Here is a 24,003-nt window from a genome sequence, read left to right on the forward strand (position 1 = left end):
TCCCTAACCAATAACCTTCTTATAATCTTCTAGTGTCGCCACATGAGCATGCTCACGTTGACGATCAAGCAAGTGACTAAGGAAGTCACGGTTGCCCAAGGCTTCTTTAAGGGTTTGTTTAAATTGCCCAGCATTCATAGCTGAGAAAATATTGCTTGGTGCAGTATAATCTGGACCATGGCTTGTGTTCGTGAAAGCCAGGATAAGCAGGTTATTTTCAAAGGCAGCACGTGTCGCTGACAGGATTTCATTTTGGTGGTTAATATCTAAATAGAAATCAGCCTCTTGATAGAGACGCTTAACCTGTTCTGTTGTAATATTCGGATAAAGGCTAACATTACTATATTTAGCTAAATCCATCAAACGACTTGACATTTCAGTGATTGCACCAATATGGTAGTGCATGGTAGGCACTTCACTAACAATGTTTTCCAAGTGTTCAATCTGATCTGAGTTGGTCAAGATCAGTGCTTGATTTTGGAAATTATTCTGACGAGCAAATGGATACATGAATCCGAGAAAGGCCACGCGAGAAGCCTGCTCTGGACTAACCAACTTTAGAAGATTCGTATATGCCGTGTATTCTTGCACTACAATCTTAGTTTGACGGTGATTGCTATCAAGAAGGAGGCGCATATTCCCAGGGACTGAATCAGTGATAGGCTCTTGCCAGAAGAGGACATCTTGACCAGAATTCGGAAGATTCATAGCTGTCAAGAAAGGCGTTGACAAGGAGTTATAAAGGATACGTCGCAAATCATAGCCAGCTTCTTTAAGATAAAAGACTACAAACTCCGATTTGTTTTTGAAAATGTAGACCTTGTCTTTCCAATTCAAGATAACGTCTTTGGTCAAATGGTTAATGACGATAACTTCCTTGTTGTCTGGAGTGAAATAACTAGTAATGGTCGCTTCTTGCTTAACATTGTAAGTTGTTTGTGAGAAACGGTACCCCTTATTATTGTAGCGATCAGTCACACGCAGGCGACCTGATTCATCATACCAATCCACAGCTTTAACTAGACGCTGATGAGCAGGATGCGCATAGTGAATATGACCACGTTTCTTATCAAAACGGAAGATTTCCGCGTTGCTATTTGTTCCTAAAATTTCCCAGTAATCAGGCACAGGAACCTGATTAAAGTAAAGTGCAGAACCTTGAACCTTGTCAAAACCAGTGAAATAAAGGTAAGGTGAGGTCACATCACTAGGCAGAAAGCCATCATCTGAAAGACAAACTGTTGTATTTACATAGCCAGCAACAATCAGCGAGTAATGGAGATCCCAACTACCTTGACTATAGTTCTCAAATAAATTAATCATGATTAGTCATCTCCTTTACTAAGTTAAGCCACTTCTGCTCGATTTCCTCTGTCAAAAAGCCTTTGGCGATATCATAAGAGACTTGATGAACATGATCTAAATCTGAACGATTGAAGAAAGCTACAATTTTCTCTGCCAAGGCGGCCACAATAGCAAGCTCGTCATCTTTTTCAAATCGAGGGATGAGGTAACCATTTTCATTATCCTTGATAAAAGTTTGGTTCCCATAACGGACATCAAAACCAATCATACCAAGGCCCGATCCAACAGCTTCTAGAAGTGTCAAGCCAAAACCTTCACTCTTAGAACCTGATAGGTAAAGTTCGTAATCCTTGTAGACTTCTGTTAAATCTTGGTGACCCTTAAGATGGATGTAATCCTGAGCGTGATTTTCCTCGATAATTGCCTTAAGCTTAGCTTCTTCAGCACCTGTACCAAAGATATCAAAGTTCACTTGTGGCAGACTTTCTTTAGCCTTAACAACAGCCTTGACCAACCAGTCTACGTGTTTTTCATTAGCCAAACGTGAAGCTGTGATGATTGAGAATGGTTTACGCTCTCCCTCAGGCTCTCTCAGTTTATCCAAACTTCCCACAGGGATTGTTACGATATGAGGCGTAAATGGTGTGTATTTATTGAACTGATCTAGCATAATGCTGCGTTGACGTTCTGTCGCTGTGATGAAGAAATCAACCTTATCTGCATTGCTGAATTGGTACTCATAGAAGTTATTCCAAAGAATAGTCTTGTCTGTCACAGCATTTTCACTAAAGTGCTCTGCATGGACAACAACTCCAAGCTTAGCAGGTTTAGTATTACGGAAAACAGCCTCCCCTGTGCCAGTTGCACGGTCCAAGATAACGATATCCTGGTCAGTTAGACCTAGTTGAGACATGAAGTAGGCAATAAACTCATGCTTAGAAGACAAAATCTTATCTGGGAAACGGAAGACACTATCCTTACCATCAACAATTTCATCATAAGCAACACTGCCATCTTCATTGAAGAAACGACGTTGATAGAGGTGTGCCTTGTTATCTACAGGGGTGTAGTACTCCGTGAACATCTTGGTGTAAGAGTAAAAGTCTTTACGAATTAAGCAACCACGCGATACTTTTTCCACACGGTGAACGATATCTTCACCCTCTTTACGCAAGTAGGCTGCATAAAAAATATCTTCCTTGGCACAAAAGAGCTTAACCACCTTGCCATTAATCTCACGACGCGTGATGTCATAAGGGATTTCCTTTTCCAAATCCTTGACAGTATAGGTCGTTGGAGCAATTTTCAGGTCTGTAAAATAGCTGTATAGCCAGATGACGTCTTCATCTTCAAACCCCATGTTACGGGTCAAATCAGAAAGATTGTCCTGCAGGAACATATCCATAAAGACAAATTTGGCCTTAATACCTGTGTTTTTGAAAATTGTAGAACGATAGGCCTGGGCGTACTCAACACCACTTGATGCCCAACCGATTCCTAAATTGATGTTATAAACAGTCATGTATTTTCCTTTCTGGGTAAAAGCTCAACATCGACATTTCTTTTTGGACATACCTAACTCTAGTAGCACCTAAATACTGCTATGTTAGTACTATATCCTCCTAGACTAGAGCAAGTCTTCAATAAGTGTATCCACTTCGTCTTGCGCTTCTTCAATAGGTGTGATTTCAGTCACCATGATTCCCGCAACCGCACGTTCAACCAAGGCTTCAACATCCATACGACGTTCATATTGTTCAACGTTTTTGATTTTTGGATTAGTCTTTGGACGGTCAGGTGCAAAGATAGTACAGCAATCCTCAAAAGGTTGGATGGAAATGTCAAAGGTATCAATTTTTTGTGCCAAATCAATGATTTCCAACTTATCCATAGTGACAACTGGACGAATCACTGGCGTACATGTAACAGCATTAATCGCCTGCATAGACTCCATAGTCTGACTAGCAACCTGACCAAGACTCTCACCATTGATAATCACAAGACCTCGACGTTCTTCTCGAATGCGGTCAGTAATACGCATCATAAAACGACGCGTCAAGGTCATCAAATAAGCCTCAGGCGCTTTTTCTTTGATTTCCTCTTGGATTTCAGTAAATGGTACTTCGATGAACTGGATATTACCTCCAAACTTGGTCAACTTACGGGTCAAATCTTGAGCCTTTTTCAGTGCACCAGGACTGGTATAAGGAGGGCTTGCAAAGTGGACAGCTTCAATATCCACACCACGTTTAAGTGCAAGATAACCTGCCACTGGCGAATCAATCCCACCTGAAAGCATGAGCATTCCTTTACCGGCAGTCCCTACAGGTAGTCCACCTGCTCCTTTGATTTCCTCGTGAGAAATATAAGCCGCCTCGGCACGAATTTCTACCTTAAGGTTGACATCTGGGCCCTTCATCTGAGCCTTAATGTCAGGCAATACATCAAAAACTGCATTTCCTAAAGTAAGATTGAGCTCACGAGTATCGAGAACAAAATCATGGTCACTACGTTTAGCAGTCACTTTAAAGGTAAGACCGTCACGATAGAGCCCGGTCATAATGTCTTGAACAGCCTTTTTCAAGACCTCGACATCTTTTTCAAACTTGTAAACAGGACTAAAGGCTTGAATACCAAAAATTTGCTTCAAAGACTCTGCTACTGGCTCATAGTCTGTACCGTTGAGGTAGATGTGACCACGGTCTCGGTCAAAAGTCACTTTAACATCTGGATAGACGGATAGAACATCCTTGATGTTATTTCTAAGTTTATTGATAAAGCGCATACGGTTTTTGCCCTTGGTAGACAATTCACCATAGCGAACCATAATTTCTGAATATGTTAGTGTCATTCCTTTTCCTTTTAAATTTGAATTTAGTTTTATTGTTTAATTGCTTAAATCTTGCTATCTCACTTTTTGTGTCTTGGCGTAGACCTGCTTGAAAATCGTGAGAAACTGTTCTACCTGTCCCATATCATTGTCATCATCAAGACTGATACGTACAGCCGTTTGAGCTAATTTAGTCGGAACACCCATAGAAATGAGAGTCCCTGCTGGTTTTCCCGCCTTAGATGAACATGCAGATGTCGTTGAAATATAGATTTGATGCTCTTCAAAAGCATGGACAATAACTTCACCACGAACACCCTTGATTCCAAAGGTCAAAATATTGGGCGCAAAGTCTTCACCCTCACCTGAGAAAATAGTAATGTCCTCATACTTAGCCAATTCGTCAAAGATAATTTTTTTCATCTTGGCAATTTTCGGAAGAGAAAACGCCTCTTTGTCAGTAACTAAGCGCAAGGCCTTAGCCATACTCGCAATGCCAGCAACATTCTCAGTCGTTGAACGAAAGTCTTTTTCTTGACCACCACCTGTTAGGAGCGGCGTAATCTTTTTCCCTGCCTTTTTGTAGACAAAACCGACACCTCGAACAGCATGGAACTTGTGACCAGAAAAAGTTGCAAAGTCAACACGGTCTGTTAAATAAGCTGATACAGGAATCTTCCCAATGGCCTGAACAGCATCCACATGGAAAGATATCGTCGGCTCATCAGCCAATATATCCGAGATAGCTTGAATAGGTTGGATTGATCCGATTTCGTTATTAACGGCCATAACCGAAACCAAGATCGTGTCGGGGCGTAATAATCCAGCAAGAGCTTCAACATCCACAAATCCTTGCTCATTAACTGGTGCATAGGACACTTCGAAACCATGCTCTGAAAGCCATTTGGCAGACTCTTTCACCGCAGGGTGCTCAATATCAGAAACAATAATGTGTTTGCCGTAAGGCTCTTTTTCAAAAGCAACTCCTTTAATGACCCAGTTGTCTCCTTCGGTTCCTCCAGACGTAAAGAAAATCTCATCGGCTGATTTTCCAATGAGGTCCGCAACTTGCTTACGAGAAGCCTCCAAAATACGTGTCGCAGATGTTCCTAATTGGTGCAGGCTGGATGGGTTCCCAAAAATTTTAGTAGCCACTTCTTGATAGGTTCTAAGTGCCTCTGGATAAGGCACCGTAGTGGCTGAATTATCAAAATAAATCATGATTTTTCCTCGATTTTTATTTACTATTTATTATAGCATAATTTTTTTAGCAATTTTTGCGAGAAAATCATATAATAGAAAGTACGAAATATTTTTAAGGAGAGCATCATGTCTGAAAATTACTCACGCCGTAATCATTCATCAAAAGAAGAAAAAAAATCTGCCCCAAAGGTGACTGAACACGTTACAAAAGGCTTCACTGCCTTCCAAAAAGTCCTTACTGCCGTCGGGACAATTTTGTCAATCATCGTGGCTTCAATCACCATCATGAATTTCACAGCCTCTAAAAATAAGGACACTTCTGATTCATCAGCCAATCAATCAACTGTAGTCATCAAAGAAGGCAATAATAAGACTCAAGAATCAAGCGCCGCTTCATCTAGTTATGGCAATGCGACTGATTCAGAAACACAAACAAGTAGCCAAGCAGGAACTAACGCCTATTCGTCATCTGCAGACACAACAACGGGTGGCAATACGACTACCTCTTCATCAGCAACTACTGCAGACACAACATCTGGCAATGCGACTACTGGTGGCGCAACAACTGGTGACGCCGCTTCTAACTAAGACATGTAAAAGGCTAGGAAACCCTGCCTTTTTTCTATAATTCTATGAACTATACAGAAACTCTAAATTTTATCCATTCTTTCAAGGGCAATGGCCGTCGCCCTCAACTCGAACGTATGCGTTGGCTTTTGAAACAAGCCGGAAATCCCCAGACTCACTTTCCAACGGTGCACATTGTCGGGACCAACGGTAAGGGATCAACAACAAGCTACCTACAAAATATCCTAACAAAGTCAGGCTATCAGGTCGGGACCTTTACCTCACCTTATATTACTCGTTTCAACGAACGTATTAGTATAAACGGTACAGAAATCCCTGACAAGGATTTGATTAGCCTTGTCGAGAAAGCTCAGGTTCTTCTTGATGATTTAGAAGAACACACTGCTTTTGACCGACCAACGGAATTCGAGTTGGTCACCTTACTCATGTTCCTCTACTTCGACCTTAAACAGGTTGATATGGCTATCATTGAAGCAGGTATTGGTGGACGTCTTGATTCGACCAATGTCCTTTCGCCAGAGCTTGTCATCTGTACTTCAATTGGCTTTGATCACACTGAAACCTTGGGCAATTGCCTTTTGGACATCTCCAATCATAAAGCAGGCGTCATGCGAGAAAACACACCTATCTTACTTGGTCGTGTCTCTGCAGAAGTTGAACATTTATTCAACCAAAAATCACATGACCTACAAGCTCCTTTAGCCGTCATTGATAGGGAAATTCAGCTGCTTCCGAAAGACAACCAAACGATCCAAGTTTCTTATGACCATTGGGAAAGTCCAGATCTTAAGCTACCAATGCTAGGACGACATCAAGAAAACAATGCTGGGTTAGCTGTCACTGCTGCCCATCTCTTGACTCCAACATTTCCTAAGATTACTAATAAGAGCATTCAAGATGGTATTTGTGACACACACTGGCCTGGTCGTAGTGAGTGGATAGGAAACAATATTTATCTAGACGGTGCCCATAACCCTCAAGGAATTGCCAGCTTAAAACAGGTACTAAAAGATAACTTTACCAATCGTAAAATCCACATCCTCTTTGCAGGACTGAGACGAAAACCTTTAGCAAACTTACTAGAAGAATTGAAAGATTATGATATTACGGTAACCAGCTTTGACTTTTTTGAAGCACTGCCCTTGGATGACTATCCTCAAAACTTCAAATGTGCGGCCGACTATAGAGAATGGCTAGCAAAAGCTGAATCAGCAGATTCTGATGACCTATTTGTTGTCACAGGATCCCTTTACTTTATCTCAGAAGTAAGAAACTACTTATTAAACGAAAGAAAGGCCTAAAGGTCTTTTTTATTTAGACAATATACAGTTACACACAAAATATAGGTTGTTATTTGAACATAAAGAAAAGTCTATCTATTTGGCTAGACAGACTTCACCTTTTTACCTCATCGTTACAAATTCTTCTGAACCGGTTGGATGAATGGTTTCCATAGCCAAAAAGGCTATGGAAATTCGCAAGGGACTTCCTTGCGATCACTTTCAATTGAGGCCATTCAGACATAAAGAAAAGTCTATCCATTTAGGTAGACAGACTTCACCTTTTTATCTCATCGTTACAAATTCTTCTGAACCGGTTGGATGAATGGCAACCGTATTATCAAAATCAGCCTTAGTTGCTCCCATCTTAATAGCCACAGAGAAGCCTTGAATCATCTCATCGACACCGTAGCCAATGCCATGAAGACCGATGATTTTTTCATCCTCACCAAGTGTTACTAATTTCATAGTTGAAGGCTGACGATTGTTTGCAAGAGCTGTATACATTGGAGTGAAACTAGATTTATAGACCTTGATATTCTCCGCACCATATTTAGCAATTGCTTTTTCCTCAGTCAAACCAACAGAACCAATAACTGGGTGGCTAAAGACCACAGTGGCTACATCAGTGTAATCAAGCTTAGCATCGGCTTTATTGTTGAAGAGTCGCTCTGATAATTGACGTCCCGCCTTGACTGCAACTGGCGTCAAATCTAGTTTACCAGTCACATCTCCCAGAGCATATATACCAGGAACAGATGTATTTTCAAAGGCGTCTGAATAAATGTTACCTCGTTCAGTCAACTCAACGCCTGTCTTTTCAAGACCAAAACCAGAAGTATTGGCTACACGTCCAATGGCCCAAATGAGGCAATCAACAGTGATCGTTTCTCCATTGTCAAAGCTAATGGTCAAAGAATCGTCATCATTTTTCACTACTTCTGTAGCATTAGCATGCGTGTGAAGGGTCGGACCTGATTTAGCCATCTCATCGACTAAGACATCGATAATATCCTTGTCAAAGGTACGTAATGGGCGATCCTTACGAACAAAGAGATGCGTGTCACTTCCAAGAGCATTGAGAACACCAGCAACCTCAACGGCGATATAGCCAGCACCGATAACAGCTGTACGTTTTGGTACCTCATCTAACTCAAAGAAACCATCAGAAGTAATCCCATATTCACTACCTGGAATATTTGGATAAAGAGCATGACCACCTGTCGCAATAAGGATATGGGGTGCTGTATAAAGCTCCCCCGCCACTTCAACCGTATGAGGGTCAACAAATCTTGCATACTCGTAGACACGTTCAACGCCATTGCTGTCAAAACCACGCTCATAAGAACCATGGATACGGTCGATATAAGCCTGACGATTGGCCTTAAGCCTTGCAAAATCAAACTTATTAACCGTCACATCAAAGCCATACTCGCCCGCATAGCGGTGAAGAGTCTCAGCAACCTGAGCACCATACCACATGACCTTTTTAGGCACACAACCCACATTGACACAGGTACCGCCGACCTCTTTTCCTTCAAAGAGAATAACCTTAGCGCCGTGCATAGCAGCACGATTAGCACTGGCAATCCCGCCAGAGCCACCACCAATGACAATATAATCGTATTCTTTTACCATATTTTACCTCTTATGTTTCTTTATACAGCGTATTAGCTACTAGATAAGCCATTTCTGCCTATACTTTATCATAAAATAGGTACCCTGACAAAAATCTGCTACGACAGTACTTTTAGTAAACTAAAAGCACCTTTAGGCGCTCTCATAAATTTAATATTATTGTGCTACCACAGATACTACATAAACAAAGCTATCTGTCCCCTCACGCAACACTAGTGTAGCACTGTCTGCATTTTTCAAAGATTCTCCTACACTTTTTGTTGTTCGTAATTGAAAATCTCCTACTTTTCCGTCAGGGTCTGCCCCACTTATAAATATATTGTAATATGTCCTATCACCATTCATTCCCCAGTTATCCTTGGAAACCAAAGATGCCGTAATTTTATATTTCTTATTAGTTTCTAATTGTCCCATATCAAAACTGCTAGTAAATTCATCAGCAGACAACTCGGTTATGTCATTTAGAGATGAGCTAGATGACATAATTGAAGAGGAACTGGAGCTACTAGTCGAACTTGAGGATGAACTAGAGCTACTAATCAAACCTGAAGAGGAACTCCGAGCTGTAGTAGAATTTTCACTTCCTACTAAATACTCATCGTTGACAGATATTAGACTCGATTCTTCACCATGTCGTGCCCCAGAGAGTCCTGTTAATATACCAATAATTCTGGCAAAAATCGTGAGCATAACAAAAATCAAGACAACAAACTTCCACCAACTTATTTGATTATTTTTATTTGGTTTTATCATAAACCTCCAGAAGGAATCAAACACATTTTTAAATGACCTAAAGAACTTGTAAATAGGTGATTGTTTCTGATTATTTTTCAAAACATTCTCCTTAAATTATATTTTAAGATATATTATAGCATAAACATTTTGTTGAATTATCTAAAAATATAAGAAAAACTTATACAAAATTTTATCCAACTAAAAAACAACCCCGAACTCAACGAGATTGTTTAATCATATCTTATTTATCAAGTGGTTTGCGGAGGAATCCGAAAAGGATACCTGATACCACAGCACCAATCAAGATGAAGAGAAGGTAGAGAAGGGCATTTGATGTGAGGGCGATAACGAAGATACCTCCGTGTGGTGCCATCAATTTGATTCCTGCCATACCTACGAGAGCACCTGTAAGAGCTGAACCGACGATAAAGCTAGGGATAGCGCGTGCTGGGTCAGCTGCACCAAATGGGATTGCACCTTCAGTGATGAATGAGAGTCCCATAACGATGTTTGTCAAACCAGAGTTGCGCTCTTCTTCGGTGAATTTATCTTTAAATAAGAGTGTCGCTACAAATACTGCCAACGGAGGAACCATACCAGCCGCCATAACTGCTGCCATAACAACTGAACCGCCTGAAGTTACTGTTGCTGCGAGAGTACCTGTACCAAAGACATAAGCTGCTTTGTTGACTGGTCCACCCATATCCACTGCCATCATACCACCAACAAGGAGACCAAGTAGTACGGCTGAGCTTCCTGACAAGCTTGACAAGAAGTTATTAAGACCAGTATTAATTGCTGCCATTGGGATATTTACTGCCAACATCAAGAAACCAGTAGCAAATACACCAAGAAGTGGCAAGAGCAAGATAGAACGTATTCCTTCAAGGGCACGTGGAATACCTGCCAAGAGTTTACGAAGAACAAGGATAACACCACCTGCAAGGAAACCACCAACAAGAGCTCCAAGGAAACCTGAAGATACGCCAGCAAGGGCAAGGGTTGCTTTACCACCTGAAGCAAATGGAACACCACCAAAGGCTGCACCACTTGAAGCAATAGCACCAGCTACGAAACCTGATACCAAACCTGGTTTTTCAGCGATAGAGTAAGCAATGTAACCTGCAAGTACTGGAAGCATGAAGCCAAAGGCAGCGCCACCAATTGCCTTGAATTGAGCAGCAATTTCATGGTAAGAACCAAGTTGTGACAATTGATCTTTAGGGACACCCATGATTTGGTCAAGTAAGAAGGCAAGCGCAATCATGATACCACCACCGATAACGAATGGAAGCATTTGTGATACCCCACTCATCAAGTGTTTATAGAAGGCACCACCAAGGCTCAATTTCTCACTTGATTCTTGAGCAGCTCCAGCATTTTCAGCATGGAAAACTTCAGCTTTTCCATCCAAGATGTTTTGGATTAATTCTTGAGGTTGACGGATACCTGCTGCAACTGGTTTAGAAAGCAATTTTTTACCATCAAAGCGTGCTGTTTCAACTGCCTTGTCTGCTGCTACGATAACACCTACAGCCTTTCTGATTTCTTCAGCAGTCAATGGTGTTCCGACACCTGACGCACCGTTAGTTTCAACACGAACATTGACTCCCATTTCTTCACCTGTTTTAATCAGTGATTCTTCAGCCATGTAAGTGTGAGCAATACCAGTTGTACAAGCTGTTACAGCTACGATAAGTGGTTTATCGCTTGAAGCTGCTTCTTTAACAGCTTGTGCTTTCTTAGCTTCCTCAGCCTGTGCTTCTTCTTCACCCGTATTGAAAGCAGCAATCACTTCATCTGGAGAAGTCACCTTACGCAAACGATCTGCAAAACCATCTTGCATAAGATATTTTGACAACTCAGCAAGGGCTGCCAAGTGAGTGTCATTTGCTCCCTCTGGAGCAGCAATCATAAAGAAGAGGTCTGTAGGTTGACCATCAAGTGATTCGTAATCTACACCTTTATTAGATTTAGCAAAAAGTACTGTTGCTTCTTTTACTGCAGCATTTTTACTGTGTGGCATAGCGATTCCATCACCCAAACCAGTTGATGTTTGTGCTTCACGAGCCATAATACCTGCTTTGAAAACATCAAAGTCAGTCACAACACCGTTGTCAACCATGCTGTTAATCATTTCATCGATAGCAGCTTCTTTTGTAGTTGCTTGAAGGTCAAGCAACATTACTTTTTTGTTCAGTAAATCCTGAATTTTCATAGTTTTTCTACCTCTACTTTATTGTATGTTTCTTTAATAAATTCAATTGTCGCTAAGTCATCTGAGAAAGCCGTAGATGTTCCACATGCTACTCCCCACTTGAGAGCCTCAATTGGATCACCTGATTTAACAAACTCACCAGTGAAACCAGCAACCATTGAGTCACCCGCACCAACAGAGTTTTTAACTGTTCCCTTAATTGGTTTGGCAAAGTAAGCAGCCTCTGGTGTGACCAGCAGAGCTCCATCACCTGCCATTGAGATGATAACGTTCTGTGCACCCTTAGCAAGGATTTCACGCGCATATTTTTCAACATCAGCCAAACCATTAAGTTTGACATTGAAAATAGCTTCTAACTCATGGTTATTTGGTTTTACCAAGAGTGGTTGGTAAGCCAAGGAATCAAGCAAGGTTTGACCCTCAAAGTCACAGACAACCTGTGCACCAGTTTCACGCACTAGTGGAATCAATTTGTTATAGACCTTATTTCCAAGATTGCTTGGTGCTGATCCAGCAAAAACAACCACATCATCAGCACCTACACTTGAAAGAACTGCTTCCAATTCAGCCAATTGATACTCATTAATGACAGGTCCTGCACCGTTAATTTCAGTTTCTTGGTCAGCCTTGATTTTAACATTAATTCGTGTGTCTTGATCCACAGCTACAAACTTGGTTTTAATACCTTCTGCATCCAAACCATCTGTCACAAAACGTCCTGTAAAACCACCGATGAAGCCCGTTGCAGTATTATCAACACCTAAACGTTGCAAAATACGACTAACATTAATCCCCTTACCGCCAGCGAACTTATCATCACTCTCCATGCGGTTAACTTCACCAATCTCTACTTTGTCGATTCGAACAATGAAGTCGATTGATGGATTCAGCGTTACAGTATAAATCATACTTCAATAACCCTCGTTTTCTCTTTTAATTCTTTTAGGAGCTCTTCTTCCGAAGCATTTGTAATTATGGTTACTTTCTCGACCTCGGCTACCTTAGCATAGGTAATCTGACCAAGTTTAGAGGCATCCGCTAGAACATAGGCTTTTTGCGCATTAGCTATAACCGTCCGTTTAATAACTGCCTCTTCCATGTCTGGGGTGGTGAAATAATTAGCATCAACGCCATTAGCACCAATGAAAGCACAATCAAAATTCAGTTGTCTAATTTGCTCTTGAGCAGTACTTCCAATAGACGCATCCGTTGAATGTTTAACCTTTCCTCCAACAATCCTAGTGCTAACACCGAGATCTACCAGCTTAACCGCATGATGGATAGAATTAGTCACAACCGTTACCTGACGATTGGCCAAATGTGGAATCAAAAGTTCATTTGTTGTACTAGCCTCAAGAAAGACGACATCACCTTCCTTAATCAAATCGGCAGCATAACCAGCTAACTGAGCCTTTTCTTGAACGTTTCTAATAGCTTTTTGACTATTGGCAATTTCTTCCTTTAGACCATGAATGCCTTCAGCACCGCCATGAACACGTTTAAGTTGGCCATCTGCCGCTAACTCATCCAAGTCGCGACGAATCGTCGACTCGGAAGTATCACTTAACAAAACAGTTAGGTTTTCCAAAGTGACAAAACCATCTTGTTTCAACTGAGACAAGATAATCTGCTTACGTTCAGACTTTAGCATAATCTCTCCTTCTGTAATCGTTTACAAAATCTATTATACTAAATTTTTAATAACTGTCAACTAGAAACAGTCAAAAAAAATCAAAATATTTCATTATAAAATACTTATCTACCAAAATGACGCAATTTGATAAGAAAGTTCTTACATTTTCAAAAAGAATACACCCTTTCAGTATGAAGGGCAAAATAAAAAAGCCTTTCGGCTCTCTTATCTTATTTGGCATAGTCAACCGCACGGAATTCACGAATGACTGTAACCTTAATATTTCCTGGGTAATCCAAATTCTTCTCAATTTGTTCACGTACCTTGTGAGACAAGATCGTAACTTCATCATCTGAGATTTTGTTTGGATGAACCATAATACGAATTTCACGACCAGCTTGAAGGGCGAAGCTTGTTTGAACACCGTCAAAGCTTGATGCAATTTCTTCCAAATCACGAAGGCGTTTGACATAATTCTCAACAGATTCATTACGAGCCCCTGGACGAGCCGAACTCAAAGCATCTGCTGCAGCTACAATAACTGCAATAACGCTCTCAGGTTCTACATCGCCATGGTGGCTGGCAATGGCATTGACCACAACTGGATGTTCTTTGTACTTACGTGCAAACTCTGCACCAATCTCTACGTGGCTACCTTCGACTTCTTTGTCAATGGCTTTCCCCATATCGTGAAGGAATCCAGCACGACGAGCAAGGGCAACATTTTCACCCAATTCACCAGCCATGATGCCTGCTAGTTTACCAACTTCAACTGAGTGACGAAGGACGTTTTGACCATACGACGTACGGAACTGCAAGCGTCCCATAATCTTAATCAAATCAGGATGAAGATTCATAGCGCCAATTTCGTAGGCTGCCTCTTCACCATATTCACGGATACGGTTATCCATTTCCTGACGGCTCTTCTCAACCAACTCTTCAATACGAGCCGGATGGATACGACCATCCTTAATCAAGGCCTCGAGAGTCATACGTGCAATTTCACGACGAACTGGATCAAAACCAGAAAGGACAACCACTTCTGGAGTGTCGTCAATAATAACGTCAATACCTGTTAGACTTTCAAGCGTACGGATGTTACGCCCCTCACGTCCAATGATACGACCTTTCATATTGTCATCTGGAAGGTGAACAGTGGTTACTGTTTGTTCAGTAACATAATCTCCAGCCAAGCGTTGCATAGCTTGCACCAACAAATTTTTGGCCTTCTTATCAACAGTATCTTTAACCTGTGCTTCTGCATCTTTGATACGTGTTGCAATCTCATGAGTCAGATTATTCTCAGTCTCCGTTAAGATTACCTCACGCGCCTCTGCAATGGTCATCTGACCAACACGTTCAAGTTCAGCTTGCTTCTCAGCCTCCAACTGAGTCACATTCTCTTCACGCTCATTAAGATGTTTAGATTTGTCAGCAAGACTCTGCTCTTTCTTCTCGAGGGCAAGTTCTTTACTTGATAGATTTTCATCCTTACGATCAAGGCTGGTTGCACGTTCTGTTAAACGATTTTCCATTTGTTTAAGCTCTTGACGTTCAGATTTGAATTCTTTTTCAATATCTTCTCGATATTTTCTAGCTTCCTCTTTTGCTTCTAACAAGAACTCTTTACGTTGAGCCTTACTTTCGCGTTCAGCAGTCACACGCAGATGATCTGCATCATGTTCCGCCTGACTGCGAAGATTCACAGCGTCTTGTTCTGCCTTTAGCAAGGTAGTTTCTGCTTGTTCCTTAGCTTTGCTAAGTTTAATAGAAATTGCTAAATATCCAACGACTAAACCAATGAGTGCAAAGACAACTAAAATTATCATGTTTATCATGTCTTTACCTCAACTTTTCTAAGGTTTCCCAAAAGAAAACCGTCTTCTAGTGTATCATATTTATAGCTTTTTCTCAAATAAATACTAGAACTTTAAACTGATTTTGTGGTATCATAACTCTATTAGAATAGGGAGGTATTACCATGCCAAAAGACGTTACTGTTGAAAGTTTTGAACTTGATCACACTATTGTAAAAGCACCTTATGTCCGTCTTATTTCAGAGGAAGTTGGACCTAAAGGAGATATCATCACAAACTTTGATATCCGTTTGATCCAACCCAATGAAAATAGTATTGATACAGGTGGTCTTCATACTATCGAACACCTACTCGCTAAACTGATCCGTCAACGTATCGATGGACTTATTGATTGCTCACCATTTGGTTGCCGTACAGGTTTCCATATGATTATGTGGGGTAAACAAGATTCTACAGAAATTGCCAAAGTTATCAAATCTAGTCTTGAAGCTATTGCTAACGAGATTACATGGGAAGATGTTCCAGGGACTACCATTGAATCTTGTGGTAACTACAAGGATCACAGTCTTCATTCAGCTAAGGAATGGGCTAAACTTATCCTTGAACAAGGTATCTCAGACCAAGCCTTCGAACGCCATACCGTTTAAAAAACATTGGGGTATATCCCAATGTTTTTTAATATTTTCTAAAACGTTGATAACGCGCTTCAAGTAAGTCTTCTGTTGATAATTGACCTAATTCAGCCAACTCATCTACAATTGCTGTCTTAATTGCTTCAATAATTTCACTTGTAAAGTAACCACGTTCTGGGATAACCTTATCAACGATTCCCATGTTAAGCAACTCGCCTGATGTAATCTTCATCAACTCTGCCGCCTCTTCTGAACGTGAGCCATCTTTCCAGAGGATAGTTGCAAATCCTTCAGGACTCAAGATAGAATAGATAGTATTTTCAAGCATCCAAACCTTATCGGCTACTGCCAAGGCAAGAGCTCCTCCCGAACCACCTTCACCAATGATAATGGCAATAATTGGCACCTTAAGGTCGCTCATTTCCATAAGGTTACGCGCAATTGCCTCACCTTGTCCGCGTTCCTCTGCCCCAACACCAGGATAAGCACCTGCAGTATTGATAAAGGTAACGACTGGACGACCAAACTTTTCAGCCTGTTTCATGAGGCGAAGAGCCTTCCGATAACCCTCTGGATGAGGTTGCCCAAAGTTACGATTGAGATTATCTTGTAGGTTTTTACCTTTTTGGATACCCACTACTGTAACGGCTTGGCCATTTAAGCGACCAATACCACCGATAACGGCACCATCGTCACGGAAATTACGATCGCCATGAAGTTCGATAAAGTCATCGAAGATTCCTTGGGCAAAGTCCAAAGCAGTTAAACGGCCTTGATCACGCGCTTCTTTTAAAATACGTGCTACGTCGCTCATTGAACACCTCCATGGAATGATAAGAGTGTGGCAATGGTATCAGCCAACTCTGTACGTTTAACAATGGCATCAACAAAACCATGTTCTTGAAGGAACTCAGCCTTTTGAAAATCATCTGGCAAAGTTTCGCGAACTGTGTTTTCAATGACACGACGACCTGCAAAACCAATCAAGGTTTGTGGCTCAGCTAAGATGATATCACCTTCCATGGCGAAACTTGCTGTAACCCCACCAGTTGTTGGATCTGTCAATACAGTCAAATACAACAAGCCAGCATTCGAATGACGTTTTACAGCAGCTGAAATCTTAGCCATTTGCATCAAACTCATGATTCCTTCTTGCATACGGGCCCCACCAGATGCTGTAAAAATAACAACTGGAAGTTTTTCCTCAATCGCATGTTCAAAGAGTTTAGTGATTTTCTCACCAACAACAGTTCCCATTGAAGCCATAATAAAGTTAGAATCCATAATGGCCAAGGCTGTTTTTTGCCCCTTTATAGTTGCAACACCAGTCACGACAGCTTCATCAAGACCAGTTTTTTCCTTAGTCGTTGCTAGTTTCTCCATATAACCTGGAAAATTCAATGGATTTTCAGTTTTAATGCCTGTAAACAGTTCTTGGAAAGATCCCTCATCAACTGTTAAATCGAGACGTTCTTTAGCGGAAATACGGAAGGTATAAGAACAATTTGGACAAATTTTAGCTTGTCCCAAGTCCTTTTGATAAATAGCTTGTTTACAACCAGGACATTTTGCAAAAAGTTCATCTGGAACTTCTGGCACTTGGTGATCAATCCCATTACGTACAGAACGGTTAGGATTGATACGGATATACTTTTCTTTTCGATCAAATAATCCCATAAACTCTATTCCTCACGATTCTGATAAGCTGGTAGGAAGGTCTCCATCAAGAAGGAAGTATCATAATCCCCAGCGATAACGCTACGATCTGAAATCAAATCCAACTGGAAGTCAGCATTAGTCACAACACCATCGATTTCGAGCTCGTAAAGAGCACGTTGCATCTTCATGAGTGCCTCAAATCGATTTTCTCCATGAACAATGATTTTGGCAATCATTGAATCATAGTAAGGTGGAATAGTATAGCCAGGATAGACTGCACTGTCTACACGGAGACCAACACCTCCACTAGGTAGGTAGAGATTGCTAATTTTCCCTGGACTAGGTGCAAAGTTGAACTTAGGATTTTCTGCATTGATACGACACTCAATAGCATGTCCCTTGATTTCAATATCATCTTGGGTCACAGAGAGTTTTTCACCTGCGGCAATACGGATTTGTTCTTTAACAATATCCACACCACTTACAAATTCTGTAACTGGGTGCTCAACTTGAACACGGGTGTTCATTTCCATAAAGTAGAACTGACCTGTTTTCTCATCAAGAAGGAACTCGATAGTACCCGCATTTTCATAATTAACAGCCTTAGCGGCACGGACAGCCGCTGAACCAATTTCGTGACGAAGTGTCTTACCAATAGCAACTGACGGTGATTCTTCCAAAACCTTTTGGTTATTACGTTGAAGAGAGCAATCACGCTCACCTAGGTGAACAATATTACCATAGCTATCTCCCAAAATTTGAACCTCGATATGACGAGCTGGGTAAATAACTTTTTCAATATACATCGCCCCATTACCAAAGGCTGCTTTAGCTTCTTGTGACGCAGATTCGAAGGCAGGAGCTAACTCTTCTTCAGTGTTAACCTTACGAATCCCCTTACCGCCACCACCAGCAGAAGCCTTAAGCATTACTGGGTAACCAAGACGGTTGGCAACCTCTAAAGCCTCCTCAGCTGTAAAGACTTCACCATCTGAACCAGGAATTACAGGGACATTAGCCTTAATCATTTCAGCACGGGCATTGATTTTATCACCCATCTTGTCCATGACTTCGCCTGAAGGACCAATAAATTTGATGTTCATTTCTTCACAGAGAGTGGCAAATTTAGAGTTTTCACTCAAGAAACCAAACCCTGGATGAATAGCTTGAGCCTCAGTCACAATAGCAGCTGATAGGACACGATTCATATTCAAATAAGAATCCGTTGATTTTGCAGGCCCGATACAAATAGCTTCATCAGCAAGCATAGTATGGAGAGAATCCTTATCCGCTTCAGAATAAATAGCAACCGTTTGGATACCCAATTCACGCGCTGCACGGATAATACGCACTGCAATTTCACCACGATTGGCAATCAATAATTTTTTAAACATAAAACAAGATAACATCAGACATTTTTTGATAGTCTGTGTTGATTTCCTTTCTATGTGATAGACCAATGTCTAAAGAAAAATCCTTTCCGACTGTCGCCAGAAGGATTTTCACAAAACATTAGCTTCCAATAGCAAAAGTCAAAGTACCTGATGCGGCAAGTTTACCATCGACTTCAGCCTTAGCTTCAACAACAGCAATTGTTCCACGACGTTTAACAAACTTAGCTGTCATAACAAGTTGGTCACCAGGAACCACTTGTTTTTTAAATTTAACCTTATCCATACCTGCATAAAAAACTAATTTGCCCTTGTTTTCAGGTTTAGACAATTCAAGAACACCAGCTGTTTGCGCAAGAGCTTCCATGATAAGAACGCCAGGCATAACTGGGTATTGAGGAAAATGTCCATTAAAGAAAGGTTCATTGATCGTTACATTTTTAATAGCTGTGATTTCGTCTTCTGAAACTTCTAGCACGCGGTCAACCAAAAGCATTGGATAACGGTGTGGTAAAGCTTCACGAATAGCATTAATATCAATTGTCATTTGATGCGTACCAATCCTTTTCCGTAGTCAACAACTTCTTCATTCGCTACCAAGATTTCAGTAATAACACCATCTTTAGGTGCTGGCACTTCATTCATCACCTTCATTGCTTCAACGATAAGAAGCGTTTGACCTTTCTTAACAGTATCACCAATAGAAACAAAGGCTGGTTTTTCAGGTGATGGAGACAAGTAAGCCACACCAACAAGTGGACTTTCAACCACTTCACCTTCAGCAGCTTGAGCAGGAGCAGAAGCTTCTTCAACTGGTGTTGCTGGAGTTTCAACAGCGGCAGGTGCTGCTACTGGAGCAACTGGAGCTTGAGGAGCTGGCGCAACTACTTCAACTGTAGGAGCTACTGGGGCAGCTGTTACTGAACTTGTTTGATTTTTGCTCAAGTTCAATTCTTCACCATTATTTTTGTATGAAAATTCACGTAAAGTTGAAGCATCAAATTGAGCCAATAAATCTTTGATTTCAGAAATATTCATGAATTAAGCCTCCCAACGTTTAAAGGCAAGAACAGCATTGTGTCCACCAAAACCGAAGGTATTTGAAATTGCGTACTCAATATCAGCTTCTAGACCTTCACCATAAACAACATTAGCTTCGATGTAGTCAGACAATTCTTTTGTACCAGCAGTTTTCGGTACATAGCTATGACGAATAGCTTCGATTGTTGCAATAGCCTCAACTGCACCAGCAGCACCTAGCAAGTGACCTGTAAATGATTTAGTAGATGAAACTGGAACATCTTTACCAAGTACAGAAACAATGGCACCACTTTCACCCTTTTCATTAGCAGGTGTTGATGTCCCGTGAGCATTGACATAATCAACATCTTCAGGTTTGATACCAGCTTCATTAATAGCCAATTTAATTGCTTTAGCAGCACCTGAACCGTCTGGAGTTGGTGTTGTCATGTGGTAGGCATCACAGTTTGATCCGTAACCAACAATCTCAGCCAAGATGTTAGCACCACGTTTTTGGGCATGTTCCAAGCTTTCGATAACGAGAACCCCTGCACCTTCCCCCATAACAAAACCATTACGGTCTTTATCAAATGGAATTGATGAACGTTCTGGATCCTCTGTTGTTGAAAGTGCTGTAAGAGCATTGAAACCACCAATACCAATCTTAGTGATTGAAGCTTCAGCACCACCAGCCAAGACAACATCATGCAAACCGAATTTAATTTCACGGAAGGCTTCACCGATTGCATCATTGGCAGAGGCACAAGCAGTCGTCACTGATTTACATACCCCTTGAGCACCAATTTTAAGAGCAATGTTACCAGCACCCATGTTTGAAAGTGCTTTAGGGATAAACATTGGTTTGATACGTTTCATCCCACGTTCGTGCATACGAATGATTTGATCTTCAAGTTCTTGAAGACCACCGATACCAGATGACACGATGACACCAACACGATCACGATCTTCTTCTTCCATGTTAAGTCCTGAATTTTCAAGAGCTTCCATAGCAGCATAAATCGCATAAAGTGAGTAAGTGTCCATACGGTTAGTATCTTTTTTCACAAAGTACTTATCGAACGGGAAATCTTGGATTTCACCAGCGTTAAAGACTGGAATTTCAGAAGCATCGAACTTCGTAATTGGTTTGATACCAATTTTACCGTCATGAAGACTGTTCCAAAATTCTTCTGGTGTATTACCGATTGGTGAGGTTACGCCGTAACCTGTAACAACAACACGATTTGTAGACATATATATTCTCCTTTTGTCGTATGGATATTCTAATAAATGATTTTTTTGATATTGATATTCAATTATTGCATGGTCATACCACCATCAATAGCGATGGTTTGACCTGTGAGATATTCTTGACTAGCCAAGAATGCTGCAACTTCAGCCACTTCTTCTGCTTGACCAATACGTTTCATTGGCACTTGAGCAATCATAGCATCTTTCATTTTCTCTGGAATAGCGTCAGTCATATCTGATTCAATGAAACCAGGAGCAATAGCATTGACACGGACACCACGAGCCGCAACTTCACGCGCAACTGATTTTGTAAAACCAATCAAACCAGCTTTTGAAGCCGCATAGTTAGCTTGACCAATATTCCCCATGAGACCTACAACAGATGACATATTGATGATGGCACCTTGACGAGCCTTAGACATTGGTTTTAAGACAGCCTGTGTCATATTGAAAGCACCAGTCAAGTTGATTTTCAAGACACGTTCAAAATCTTCTTCACTCATTTTCAACATCAACTTATCGTTAGTGATACCAGCATTATTGACCAAAACATCAACACTACCAAGCTTTTCAATAGCTTCAGCTACCATACGTTTAGCATCTTCACCGTTAGAAATATCACCTGAGATACCTACAACAGTTACACCATAATCTGCAAACTGTGCAAGCAAGTCCTCAGAGATTTCAGAACGTCCATTTAAAACAACATTGGCACCAAGACTAGCAAATTTGTGTGCCACAGCTAATCCAATTCCACGTGTTGAACCTGTTACAAAAACATTTTTATTCTTAAGTTCCATGTTTACCTCGTTTTAAGCATTAAGAAGGGCATCAAGACTAGCTTGATCTTCAACATTATGAGTTGGTAAGGTTTTATCAATTTTCTTCAAGAAGCCTGACAAGACTTTTCCTGGACCAATCTCAATTACTTCATCTACACCAAATTCTTGGATAGTGGCAATCGAATCATAAAAACGTACAGGTTCCATCACCTGACGAGCCAAAAGTGCTTTGACGTCTTCTGACTTCATGATTTGAGCCTCAGTATTACCTACTAAAGGAAGCGTAAAGTCCTTGAATGACACTTTCTCAAGTTCTGCTGCCAATTTTTGACTAGCTAATTCAAGTAAAGCTGTATGGAACGGCCCTGAAACATTAAGAGGAATCAGACGTTTAGCACCAGCTTCTTTAAGCAATTCCACAGCATAATCAACAGCCTCAACTTCACCACCAATAACAATTTGTGCTGGAGTATTATAGTTAGCAGGCGTTACTACACCCTTTTCAGATGCTTTTTGACAGATTTCTTCAATCAAACTTGGATCTGTATTCATGACAGCAACCATTTTCCCACTCCCAGCAGGAGCAGCTGTTTCCATGAATTCTCCACGTTTAGCAACCAAGGCTACCGCATCCTCAAATGAGAGTGCTCCAGCAGCAACTAGGGCAGAATATTCACCCAAAGAGAGACCGGCAACAATATCAGGAGTGATACCATTTTCTGCCAAAAGGCGATAAATGGCTACTGACGTTGTCAAAATAGCTGGTTGAGTATAGCGTGTCTGATTTAGTTTTCCTTCGTTAGAATCAATCAATTCACGCAAATCATAACCTAGAATACGACTAGCCGTATCAAATGTCTCTTTGACAACGGGATAAGTCGCATACAAATCGCTCGCCATGCCCAATTTCTGAGCCCCTTGACCAGCAAATAAGAACGCACGTTTTGTCACTATCCTAATCCTTTCGACGTTTTTAGACGTTTACATCTGCCCAACGAGCAGCTTCTTCTTTAATCACCTTGGCAGCACCTGTGTATAGGTCTTCCAAGATTTCTGCACATGTTTCTTCTTTACGAACAAGACCTGCAATTTGTCCAGCCATAACTGAACCATATTCCACATCTCCATCAACAACCGCGTTACGAAGGGCACCTGCACCAAGCTCTTCAATTTCCTCTTGAGTCTTCTTACCAGCCAAGAAATCTTTTTCAGCTTGGTTATATTCAGTAGCCAATTTATTCTTAATCGCACGAACTGGGTGTCCAACAACTGAGGCTGAAATAACAGTATCAATATCTTTAGCCTTCAAAATCTTATCTTTGAAATTTTGGTGTGCATTAGATTCTTTAGCAACAGCGAAACGCGTACCAACCTGAACAGCATCTGCTCCAAGCATAAGAACAGCAGCCATACCACGTCCATCAGCAACACCACCAGCTCCAATAACTGGGATAGATACCGCATCAGCAACTTGGCGAACAAGTGCCATAGTTGTCAATTTACCGATGTGACCACCAGCTTCCATACCTTCTGCGACAACAGCATCTGCTCCAAGTTTTTCCATACGTTTAGCAAGTGCTACCGATGGAATAACTGGGATTACTGTAATTCCAGCTTCGTGGAAACGCTCCATATATTTACCTGGATTTCCGGCTCCTGTTGTAACAACCTTAACGCCCTCTTCGATAACGAGGTCGACGATGTCATCTGCAAATGGTGACAAAAGCATGATATTAACACCGAAAGGTTTATCAGTGATTTGTTTTACTCTATCAATATTAGCTTTTACCACTTCTTTAGGGGCATTACCACCACCAATAATTCCGAGTCCACCAGCATTTGAAACGGCTCCTGCCAAGTCGCCATCAGCAACCCAGGCCATACCACCTTGGAAGATTGGATATTTAATTCCTAACAGTTCTGTAATACGAGATTTCATTTTGCACCTTTTTTCGATTTTCTAATCAAATAAATAGTTTAATAATCAAAGTAATTGTATAAACAAAGGAGAATATCCCAAA

22 protein-coding genes are annotated in these 24,003 nt (G+C 41.0%); 3 read left to right on the forward strand and 19 right to left on the reverse strand.

Annotated features, from left to right (window positions below; translation table 11 throughout):
* Nucleotides 1-3: 3 nt before the first annotated feature.
* The 4 genes from gtfB to H7U01_RS01630 all read right to left on the reverse strand — a co-directional run bounded on the left by gtfB (nucleotide 4) and on the right by H7U01_RS01630 (nucleotide 5,356).
* Entirely contained in the window at nucleotides 4-1,323 is a 1,320-nt protein-coding gene (gene gtfB / locus H7U01_RS01615) for an accessory Sec system glycosylation chaperone GtfB (RefSeq protein WP_201041003.1), read from the reverse strand.
* The gene (gene gtfA / locus H7U01_RS01620; protein ID WP_201041005.1) at nucleotides 1,316-2,827 is read right to left on the reverse strand and encodes an accessory Sec system glycosyltransferase GtfA; all 1,512 of its coding nucleotides are present in this window, start codon (nucleotides 2,825-2,827) and stop codon (nucleotides 1,316-1,318) included. The genes gtfB and gtfA overlap by 8 nt, the downstream gene beginning before the upstream one ends.
* A 105-nt stretch (nucleotides 2,828-2,932) precedes the next feature.
* The gene (thiI, locus tag H7U01_RS01625) at nucleotides 2,933-4,156 is read right to left on the reverse strand and encodes a tRNA uracil 4-sulfurtransferase ThiI (protein ID WP_201041007.1); all 1,224 of its coding nucleotides are present in this window, start codon (nucleotides 4,154-4,156) and stop codon (nucleotides 2,933-2,935) included.
* Nucleotides 4,157-4,210: 54 nt separating this feature from the next.
* Complete coding sequence (locus tag H7U01_RS01630; RefSeq protein ID WP_073689966.1) at nucleotides 4,211-5,356, reverse strand: cysteine desulfurase family protein; 1,146 nt, start codon at nucleotides 5,354-5,356, stop codon at nucleotides 4,211-4,213.
* Between the two features lie 108 nt (nucleotides 5,357-5,464).
* On the opposite strand from H7U01_RS01630, the gene H7U01_RS01635 reads away from it, so the two are divergent.
* Both H7U01_RS01635 and H7U01_RS01640 read left to right on the forward strand, forming a co-directional pair.
* A complete protein-coding gene (locus H7U01_RS01635; protein ID WP_156246379.1) occupies nucleotides 5,465-5,926 on the forward strand; it encodes a DUF6556 family protein in 462 nt (153 codons plus the stop codon).
* Between the two features lie 44 nt (nucleotides 5,927-5,970).
* A complete protein-coding gene (locus H7U01_RS01640; protein ID WP_201041009.1) occupies nucleotides 5,971-7,227 on the forward strand; it encodes a bifunctional folylpolyglutamate synthase/dihydrofolate synthase in 1,257 nt (418 codons plus the stop codon).
* Nucleotides 7,228-7,491: 264 nt separating this feature from the next.
* On the opposite strand, the gene gorA is transcribed toward H7U01_RS01640, so the two are convergent.
* From gorA to H7U01_RS01670, 6 genes are all read right to left on the reverse strand, one after another.
* A complete protein-coding gene (gene gorA, locus H7U01_RS01645) occupies nucleotides 7,492-8,844 on the reverse strand; it encodes a glutathione-disulfide reductase (protein ID WP_201041011.1) in 1,353 nt (450 codons plus the stop codon).
* 156 nt (nucleotides 8,845-9,000) lie between these two features.
* A complete protein-coding gene (locus tag H7U01_RS01650) occupies nucleotides 9,001-9,678 on the reverse strand; it encodes a hypothetical protein (RefSeq protein ID WP_064523702.1) in 678 nt (225 codons plus the stop codon).
* A 142-nt stretch (nucleotides 9,679-9,820) separates the two neighbouring features.
* On the reverse strand, nucleotides 9,821-11,797 hold the full coding sequence (locus tag H7U01_RS01655) for a fructose-specific PTS transporter subunit EIIC (RefSeq protein WP_201041013.1): 1,977 nt from the start codon (nucleotides 11,795-11,797) through the stop codon (nucleotides 9,821-9,823).
* Complete coding sequence (gene pfkB, locus H7U01_RS01660) at nucleotides 11,794-12,705, reverse strand: 1-phosphofructokinase (RefSeq protein ID WP_201041015.1); 912 nt, start codon at nucleotides 12,703-12,705, stop codon at nucleotides 11,794-11,796. The genes H7U01_RS01655 and pfkB overlap by 4 nt, the downstream gene beginning before the upstream one ends.
* A complete protein-coding gene (locus tag H7U01_RS01665; RefSeq protein WP_104020658.1) occupies nucleotides 12,702-13,448 on the reverse strand; it encodes a DeoR/GlpR family DNA-binding transcription regulator in 747 nt (248 codons plus the stop codon). The genes pfkB and H7U01_RS01665 overlap by 4 nt, the downstream gene beginning before the upstream one ends.
* Nucleotides 13,449-13,660: 212 nt before the next feature.
* The gene (locus H7U01_RS01670) at nucleotides 13,661-15,268 is read right to left on the reverse strand and encodes a ribonuclease Y (protein WP_201041017.1); all 1,608 of its coding nucleotides are present in this window, start codon (nucleotides 15,266-15,268) and stop codon (nucleotides 13,661-13,663) included.
* A 143-nt stretch (nucleotides 15,269-15,411) separates the two neighbouring features.
* On the opposite strand from H7U01_RS01670, the gene H7U01_RS01675 reads away from it, so the two are divergent.
* On the forward strand, nucleotides 15,412-15,894 hold the full coding sequence (locus tag H7U01_RS01675) for an S-ribosylhomocysteine lyase (RefSeq protein ID WP_201041019.1): 483 nt from the start codon (nucleotides 15,412-15,414) through the stop codon (nucleotides 15,892-15,894).
* A 28-nt stretch (nucleotides 15,895-15,922) separates the two neighbouring features.
* Here H7U01_RS01675 and H7U01_RS01680 read toward each other — a convergent pair whose 3' ends face one another.
* The 9 genes from H7U01_RS01680 to fabK all read right to left on the reverse strand — a co-directional run bounded on the left by H7U01_RS01680 (nucleotide 15,923) and on the right by fabK (nucleotide 23,921).
* Nucleotides 15,923-16,693: an acetyl-CoA carboxylase carboxyl transferase subunit alpha gene (locus H7U01_RS01680; protein WP_201041021.1), complete on the reverse strand. Its 771-nt coding sequence runs from the start codon at nucleotides 16,691-16,693 to the stop codon at nucleotides 15,923-15,925.
* Nucleotides 16,690-17,556 (reverse strand): acetyl-CoA carboxylase, carboxyltransferase subunit beta, encoded by an 867-nt coding sequence (gene accD, locus H7U01_RS01685; protein WP_014633562.1) that lies wholly within the window; start codon nucleotides 17,554-17,556, stop codon nucleotides 16,690-16,692. Before accD ends, H7U01_RS01680 begins: the two co-directional genes overlap by 4 nt.
* Nucleotides 17,557-17,561: 5 nt before the next feature.
* The gene (locus H7U01_RS01690; RefSeq protein ID WP_002886659.1) at nucleotides 17,562-18,932 is read right to left on the reverse strand and encodes an acetyl-CoA carboxylase biotin carboxylase subunit; all 1,371 of its coding nucleotides are present in this window, start codon (nucleotides 18,930-18,932) and stop codon (nucleotides 17,562-17,564) included.
* A gap of 118 nt (nucleotides 18,933-19,050) precedes the next feature.
* On the reverse strand, nucleotides 19,051-19,476 hold the full coding sequence (gene fabZ / locus H7U01_RS01695) for a 3-hydroxyacyl-ACP dehydratase FabZ (RefSeq protein WP_002885470.1): 426 nt from the start codon (nucleotides 19,474-19,476) through the stop codon (nucleotides 19,051-19,053).
* Nucleotides 19,473-19,967 (reverse strand): acetyl-CoA carboxylase biotin carboxyl carrier protein, encoded by a 495-nt coding sequence (gene accB / locus H7U01_RS01700; protein WP_155164332.1) that lies wholly within the window; start codon nucleotides 19,965-19,967, stop codon nucleotides 19,473-19,475. Before accB ends, fabZ begins: the two co-directional genes overlap by 4 nt.
* Before the next feature lie 3 nt (nucleotides 19,968-19,970).
* Nucleotides 19,971-21,203 carry a beta-ketoacyl-ACP synthase II gene (gene fabF, locus H7U01_RS01705; protein ID WP_201041023.1) on the reverse strand — a complete coding sequence of 411 codons (1,233 nt, stop codon included), beginning with the start codon at nucleotides 21,201-21,203 and terminating at the stop codon, nucleotides 19,971-19,973.
* Between the two features lie 62 nt (nucleotides 21,204-21,265).
* A complete protein-coding gene (fabG, locus tag H7U01_RS01710) occupies nucleotides 21,266-22,000 on the reverse strand; it encodes a 3-oxoacyl-[acyl-carrier-protein] reductase (protein WP_002886656.1) in 735 nt (244 codons plus the stop codon).
* A gap of 12 nt (nucleotides 22,001-22,012) precedes the next feature.
* On the reverse strand, nucleotides 22,013-22,933 hold the full coding sequence (fabD, locus tag H7U01_RS01715; RefSeq protein WP_201041025.1) for an ACP S-malonyltransferase: 921 nt from the start codon (nucleotides 22,931-22,933) through the stop codon (nucleotides 22,013-22,015).
* A 22-nt stretch (nucleotides 22,934-22,955) separates the two neighbouring features.
* Nucleotides 22,956-23,921 carry an enoyl-[acyl-carrier-protein] reductase FabK gene (gene fabK / locus H7U01_RS01720; protein WP_002890043.1) on the reverse strand — a complete coding sequence of 322 codons (966 nt, stop codon included), beginning with the start codon at nucleotides 23,919-23,921 and terminating at the stop codon, nucleotides 22,956-22,958.
* Between the last annotated feature and the right edge of the window lie 82 nt (nucleotides 23,922-24,003).

It is taken from the genome of Streptococcus sp. 21.1 (assembly GCF_016648635.1).
Classification (GTDB): domain Bacteria; phylum Bacillota; class Bacilli; order Lactobacillales; family Streptococcaceae; genus Streptococcus.

Bases quoted from the DNA above. Each gene is read 5' to 3' on its own strand.
- gtfB (WP_201041003.1), bottom strand. From the start codon at position 1,323: ATGATTAATTTATTTGAGAACTATAGTCAAGGTAGTTGGGATCTCCAT.
- gtfA (WP_201041005.1), bottom strand. From the start codon at position 2,827: ATGACTGTTTATAACATCAATTTAGGAATCGGTTGGGCATCAAGTGGT.
- thiI (WP_201041007.1), bottom strand. From the start codon at position 4,156: ATGACACTAACATATTCAGAAATTATGGTTCGCTATGGTGAATTGTCT.
- H7U01_RS01630 (WP_073689966.1), bottom strand. From the start codon at position 5,356: ATGATTTATTTTGATAATTCAGCCACTACGGTGCCTTATCCAGAGGCA.
- H7U01_RS01635 (WP_156246379.1), top strand. From the start codon at position 5,465: ATGTCTGAAAATTACTCACGCCGTAATCATTCATCAAAAGAAGAAAAA.
- H7U01_RS01640 (WP_201041009.1), top strand. From the start codon at position 5,971: ATGAACTATACAGAAACTCTAAATTTTATCCATTCTTTCAAGGGCAAT.
- gorA (WP_201041011.1), bottom strand. From the start codon at position 8,844: ATGGTAAAAGAATACGATTATATTGTCATTGGTGGTGGCTCTGGCGGG.
- H7U01_RS01655 (WP_201041013.1), bottom strand. From the start codon at position 11,797: ATGAAAATTCAGGATTTACTGAACAAAAAAGTAATGTTGCTTGACCTT.
- pfkB (WP_201041015.1), bottom strand. From the start codon at position 12,705: ATGATTTATACTGTAACGCTGAATCCATCAATCGACTTCATTGTTCGA.
- H7U01_RS01665 (WP_104020658.1), bottom strand. From the start codon at position 13,448: ATGCTAAAGTCTGAACGTAAGCAGATTATCTTGTCTCAGTTGAAACAA.
- H7U01_RS01670 (WP_201041017.1), bottom strand. From the start codon at position 15,268: ATGATAAACATGATAATTTTAGTTGTCTTTGCACTCATTGGTTTAGTC.
- H7U01_RS01675 (WP_201041019.1), top strand. From the start codon at position 15,412: ATGCCAAAAGACGTTACTGTTGAAAGTTTTGAACTTGATCACACTATT.
- H7U01_RS01680 (WP_201041021.1), bottom strand. From the start codon at position 16,693: ATGAGCGACGTAGCACGTATTTTAAAAGAAGCGCGTGATCAAGGCCGT.
- accD (WP_014633562.1), bottom strand. From the start codon at position 17,556: ATGGGATTATTTGATCGAAAAGAAAAGTATATCCGTATCAATCCTAAC.
- H7U01_RS01690 (WP_002886659.1), bottom strand. From the start codon at position 18,932: ATGTTTAAAAAATTATTGATTGCCAATCGTGGTGAAATTGCAGTGCGT.
- fabZ (WP_002885470.1), bottom strand. From the start codon at position 19,476: ATGACAATTGATATTAATGCTATTCGTGAAGCTTTACCACACCGTTAT.
- accB (WP_155164332.1), bottom strand. From the start codon at position 19,967: ATGAATATTTCTGAAATCAAAGATTTATTGGCTCAATTTGATGCTTCA.
- fabF (WP_201041023.1), bottom strand. From the start codon at position 21,203: ATGTCTACAAATCGTGTTGTTGTTACAGGTTACGGCGTAACCTCACCA.
- fabG (WP_002886656.1), bottom strand. From the start codon at position 22,000: ATGGAACTTAAGAATAAAAATGTTTTTGTAACAGGTTCAACACGTGGA.
- fabK (WP_002890043.1), bottom strand. From the start codon at position 23,921: ATGAAATCTCGTATTACAGAACTGTTAGGAATTAAATATCCAATCTTC.